Origin of the sequence: Wolbachia endosymbiont of Drosophila barbarae (assembly GCF_044752445.1) — a bacterium.
Taxonomy (GTDB): domain Bacteria; phylum Pseudomonadota; class Alphaproteobacteria; order Rickettsiales; family Anaplasmataceae; genus Wolbachia; species Wolbachia pipientis.
On sequence record NZ_JBIXJM010000198.1, the window covers coordinates 1 to 5630 of the forward strand.

Genomic DNA, 5630 nt, shown 5'->3' on the forward strand with positions numbered 1-5630 from the left:
TTTTTCTATTCCGATAGTATCACCTTCAACAATGTGTAAGTCCAATGCTACTTCATTATAGTTTTTTATGAGTAACCAATTGGAGAAGGATTTTGCAAGTGTTGCTTTTCCTATACCTCTTTTACCACAGATCAGCCAAGACTGAACAGATAAGTTGTTCATTATTTTTTTTTTGGCTTGGTTGTGGCCTATTACTTTTTTCATTCTTTCTCCTATAGATTTTAGTTTGAAAATGCGTTGTTTACTGTTTGTAATGAAATTGCACCTTCCCTTAAAACCTTAATCTTATCTTCGGTTAAGTCAATAATAGTAGATTCTATACCAGAAACTAGTTCGTCATCTTCAATCACTACAGATAAATGTTGCTTAATGGATTGTGGTATATCGTTTGCCTTACATACACTTTCTTTTCCTGAAATATTTGTACTAGTTGCAACTATTGGAACTTTCAGTTTGTTTAGTATTGAAATTGCAATAGGATGCTCAGGAATTCTGATACCTATACTATCTTTAAAGAATTCGTTTGGCAATATGTTGTTGTTTTTAAGTGGTAAAATATAGGTAATTGGTCCAGGAGAAAAGTGGTTTATTAAATCAATATATCTTTCCTTTACCTTTGCTATTTTTGTCAAATTGTAAATATCACTAACAAATATAGACAGTGGTTTATTTTGAGAGCGTTTCTTTATCTGATATATTTTTCCTATAGATTCATTATCTAGTGCATTACAAGCAAGAGCATACACTGTTTCTGTTGGAAAACACACTAATAAATTGTTCTGTATTGCATTTATTATTTTAGATACCATATAGCTAAAAACTTATTCATAACAACTAGATCAGTTTTGTTGCACTGTATCTTATATAGTAACTGCTAGTTTTTGTAAACGTAATGCAACGCAGCTTACCATTTGTTATGCAGATTTGCTACAACCCAAACTCTTCATTGACTTTATCAATTATTGCCTGTGGTGGATCCTCTCCCCATCCTGAATACAAAATCTCTCCATAGTCTGCAACATCTATAGAGCCAGTTCTGCTTTTTGCTAGAAACATTTCTCTTTTCTCTTTATCAACTAATACATAATGCCACGCTGATTTTCCACGATCTTTACCACGGACTAAGTATACAAGATCTGACCTACTTCTTTTTGTTGCATCAGCAAAAGATCTTTCATTGACAGTTCTGCTTTTACTTTTTATGCCGCCACTTTCAGAAAAAGCTTCCTTGGATTCGGTTTTTTTGCCTGCTAATTCAGAAATTTTTCCTTTTTCCCCTAATGCCCGTTCTTTGGTGTTTTGAGACGAATACTTACTGGAAAAACCTTCCCCTGTACCGCCAGGAGTCCTGTTTGTGAAACGCTTAGTAAATGAATTATTGTCGTTGTTTTCTGCCATAAAAATCTCCAAACTTTAGATTGTAGAATCCAAACTTTTACTACACTTTATCATATGTTAATTAAATTAATATAAATGAAAAATAATATAGTAATTATTACAGGAATTACGGCCTCAGGTAAATCAGAATTATGCGATAACCTGATAGAAAAATATGGAAATATTAGTATAATAAATTGTGATTCAAAGCAGGTATATGAAGAAATTCCCATAATTACTGCTCAACCGCCAAAGCAAGAAGAATTTTATAAACTATATGGTTATGTTTCAGCAAAAGAAAATTATTCCGTGGGTCTATGGTTAGAAGATTTAGAAAAAGAAGTTAATCACGCATTAGAAAATGCTCAAATACCTATCATCACTGGAGGAAGCGGGCTTTACATCAGCAGTTTAATCAAAGGCTTATCATCAATGCCACAAATAAGTCAGGAAGTGAGGAAAAATGTAAGCGAATTAAGGAAAAATTTAAGTAAAGAGGAGTTTTACAAATTAGCGCTAAGCAAAGATCCAAGGATTCAAGGTAAAGTGTTCATGAATGACTCGCACCGCCTTTCAAGGGCACTTGAAGTTATCACTGAAACTGGCAAGTCAATTTTTGTATGGCAAGAGAATAGACAGCCTCCTTTATTCAATAATTTTAAGATATATACAATTCTGCCTAAACGTGAAGATGTATACCGAAAAATAAATTCTCGTTTCATTACAATGATTGAAAATGGAGCAATTGATGAAGTAAAAAAGCTACTTAGCATGAACCTAGCCCCACATTTGCCAGCTATGAAAGCGCACGGAGTGCCAGAAATTATAAAGTACTTGAAAGGTGAGATTACTTTAGACGAAGCGATACAAATTGCTCAAACAAACACAAGACACTACGCGAAACGTCAGTATACCTGGTTTAAAAAACAATTTCTAAATGCTGAAGTGATTGATTGTGCAAACAAGCTCAAGATATTTTAATTCAGGCCGTGCTCATTACTACGAATAGGGGGTTCCATATTTTCCAGATGGTCGCTTACTTCTAGTGGATCGCCTAAACCATGCTCTATTTTTATTTTAAAAAATCCAAGCCTCTCGCAAAATTTCTGAAAACACTCTTTTATAACGTCAAACAAGTTTTTATCACCTATATTATAGTCCTTCAGTCTCTTAGGAACAGTAAGTGACAATTTGCCATCTTCATATGTTACATTTTTATCACCTTGAGACTTAAGTGTGAATTCTAGCGAGCTATCCAATTTACATAATTCTTCTTCCAGTTCTGCAAAAGTGCGAACTGCAATTTTTTCTTCAATTCTGATTGCCGCATGACTTGGATCACTACAATTAATATGTGTTACATGATTAGACTGAAACAATAACCCATATGTTTCAGCTAAATGAAGGATAGGTCCTCCTTTACCATACAATGCACCCACATAAGCAGCCTGGTTACAATTAGTGATTAGTTCTTCTAGAATAGAATCATTTGGAACTTCTGCTTCAGCATATTCAAATAGCTCTGTAAAAACTTGTTTTACAAATTGGCGGTACTTATTTTTGTCATTTGAAATGAGGTTGGTATGTTTATTATATAATTCATCAACAAGCTCTTTTGTTATAACTTTGTTCTGAATAACAAGTTTCATTCTTGGAAGATCTACGTACATAGTTGCACCAGAATTCGCTTCAGCATCATCTTTACCAGCCCTCAACCTGCTAAAACCAAACTTTTCTGCTTGAGCTCTTAGTGTAACTATTGGATTTTCCTTTTCTTTTGGTGTAGAGCTGTTCATCATTAATACCTTGATATAGACTGCTAATGGTATAATAATACATAAAAATGATTAATAAGTTAATAAAATACCTACTATAAGCCCTATGATAGCAAATATAGTTAGGGGTACCTTAGGCTTACCGACGATTTTAAAAACGACAAATCGTCATTCCGCTACGTGTTAGCGGAATCTATGCTGAGATACCGCGAATGAATCGCGGTATGACGTTAGAGAGCTGTGCTAGCTATAGTGCATACCTGACCATAAGGTGACAAGATTTTAAAAAGGCTCTATAACAGTTTTACACATGTATGAATCTCAATGAGCAATCAGATTTTTCTAAATAGCAGGCTGGAGAATATACCTAAGTTCCATTCCGCAATATTGCCTAAACTTTGTGGTGGGGACAAGGTGGTGGATCTGCTGTTTTATAAGCCACTTAGTTATGTGGATAGAAGCAAGTTACTATCTGATGCTCGAGTTGGAGAATTTACAACTTTCATTGCAAAAGTTTATGAACATCAGTCGCCCACTTTTAGAGGTAGACCATATAAAATAGTCGTTGAAAGTGAGAGTCAGTATATATTCATAGTCTTTTTTAATTACTCAGTTAAGTATTTATATAAACTATTTCCAATTGGAGCGAATGTGATCATCAGTGGCAAACTCGAAAAATTTGCTGAACATTGGCAAATTACTCATCCAGATTACGTGTCGCTTGACATCAACCAATTTAAAAAAATAGCTTGCATAGAGCCAGTTTACCAATTATGCCGTGGCATTACCAATAAGCGCATTGGGAACATAATAAGCTCTAATCTAAAGGAATTGCCTGATTTACCAGAGTGGATAGATGATACATTAATCAAGCAAAAAAAATGGTTAAGTTGGAGGGAAAGCATCATAAAGTTGCACAGACCAAGCTCATTGGTGGAAGCTGAGGTTTGTAGAAAAAGGCTTGCTTATGATGAATTGTTTGCGTATCAGCTAGCGCTGAAACTTGCAAGAAAAAATCATGTGAAAGAAAGGGGAAGAGAATTTATAATATTGAGTAAATATAAAGAGCAAGTTTTAAATGAATTGTCGTTTCAATTAACAAATGATCAAACTCGTGCAATAGATGAGATCTCAGAGAGACAAAAATCCAAGTATCGCATGATAAGCTTGCTGCAAGGTGATGTTGGTAGTGGCAAAACCGTAGTTGCACTTTTTGCGATGATAAATGTGGTAGAAAACAACATGCAGGCAGCTCTAATGGCACCGACTACTATCTTGGCGGAGCAACATTATAATTGGATTGAGGAAGTTTTATCCTGTACCGATATAAAAGTTGCGCTGCTTACTGGTAAAACTTCGCGCAAGGAAAGAAAGATTATCATGAACGAACTTGCAAGTGGTGTTTTAAATATAGTGATTGGCACTCATGCACTATTTCAAGCTAACGTTACATTTAAAAATTTAGGGCTTGCAGTCATAGACGAGCAACAGCGATTTGGAGTGATGCAGAGAAATCGCTTGGTAGGAAAAGGAGAAAATGCCGATATACTTTTCGTTACTGCAACTCCCATTCCAAGAACTTTGCAGCAAGCTATGTATGGTGACGTTGAATGTTCAATTTTGAAAGAAAAACCAAAATCCAGATTGCCAATAAAAACTGTAACTATGAACATTAGTAGGGTGCCAGATGTTATTGAAAAGCTAAAAGGTGCTATAAACAGGGGCAAAAAAGCATATTGGATTTGTCCATATATAGAAGAAAACGAAGAGACCAATATTGCTGCAGCAGAGATGCGTTTTCAGGAATTACAAAAAACATTTCTTGATAAAGTCGGGATAATACACGGAAAATTGACTCAGGAGCAGAAAGATCAAGTTATGTTTTCCTTCAAAAGGAATGAATTTTCTCTGCTTGTTGCAACCACTGTGATAGAAGTTGGTATAGATGTGCCAGATGCAACCATCATGATTATAGAAAATGCAGAGCAATTTGGGTTATCACAATTGCATCAGTTAAGAGGCAGAGTAGGGCGAGGAAACAAGCCATCTTTTTGTGTATTATTATACGATAATTTAAGTAAAAGCTCATCTTCAAAGTTAAAGATCATGTGTGAGTCACAAGATGGATTTTACATTGCTGAAAGGGATATGATGCTAAGAGGCAGTGGAGATATTTTAGGCACAAAACAATCAGGATGTATGGAATTTAAATTTGCTGATTTATATCAGGACAAAGAGCTGCTCAATCTCGCGTATAATAACGCAAAAGGCGCAATGGCTGATTTTGAATTACTGCTTGATATATTTGAATATAGGAGTAGATTACATTTTTCAAAATTTCAGTAGGAAAACCAGGTAGCCCGCAGAAACGAAAAAACTTCCTTGACAAACCTCGCCAGCCCCCTTATCATGAAACTGAAGCTATTGTATTTGCTTTCGCCAATCTGCAGATTAAAAGGTAAGGATTACTTAATGTAT

The 5630-nt window shown here is 35.0% G+C and carries 5 protein-coding genes and 1 pseudogene; 2 read left to right on the forward strand and 4 right to left on the reverse strand.

Translation table 11 applies throughout. The annotated features are described in order from the left end of the window. From ACIPNH_RS04305 to ACIPNH_RS04315, 3 genes and pseudogenes are all read right to left on the reverse strand, one after another. Nucleotides 1-204, reverse strand: a pseudogene (locus ACIPNH_RS04305) (DNA polymerase III subunit delta'); the annotation flags it as partial. Nucleotides 205-221: 17 nt separating this feature from the next. Then, nucleotides 222-809, reverse strand: coding sequence for an L-threonylcarbamoyladenylate synthase (locus ACIPNH_RS04310; RefSeq protein ID WP_006280292.1), 588 nt, complete (start codon nucleotides 807-809; stop codon nucleotides 222-224). A 118-nt stretch (nucleotides 810-927) separates the two neighbouring features. Further along, on the reverse strand, nucleotides 928-1398 hold the full coding sequence (locus ACIPNH_RS04315; RefSeq protein WP_015589217.1) for a hypothetical protein: 471 nt from the start codon (nucleotides 1396-1398) through the stop codon (nucleotides 928-930). Between the two features lie 75 nt (nucleotides 1399-1473). Between ACIPNH_RS04315 and miaA the strand changes: the two genes are divergently transcribed. Then, a complete protein-coding gene (miaA, locus tag ACIPNH_RS04320) occupies nucleotides 1474-2358 on the forward strand; it encodes a tRNA (adenosine(37)-N6)-dimethylallyltransferase MiaA (RefSeq protein WP_155969421.1) in 885 nt (294 codons plus the stop codon). Here the strand turns inward: miaA and ACIPNH_RS04325 are convergent. Next, nucleotides 2355-3173: a hypothetical protein gene (locus tag ACIPNH_RS04325; protein WP_341814475.1), complete on the reverse strand. Its 819-nt coding sequence runs from the start codon at nucleotides 3171-3173 to the stop codon at nucleotides 2355-2357. The two genes, miaA and ACIPNH_RS04325, sit on opposite strands and share 4 nt — an antisense overlap. Before the next feature lie 303 nt (nucleotides 3174-3476). Between ACIPNH_RS04325 and recG the strand changes: the two genes are divergently transcribed. Next, entirely contained in the window at nucleotides 3477-5498 is a 2022-nt protein-coding gene (gene recG / locus ACIPNH_RS04330) for an ATP-dependent DNA helicase RecG (RefSeq protein ID WP_400771914.1), read from the forward strand. The last annotated feature ends 132 nt before the right edge of the window (nucleotides 5499-5630 follow it).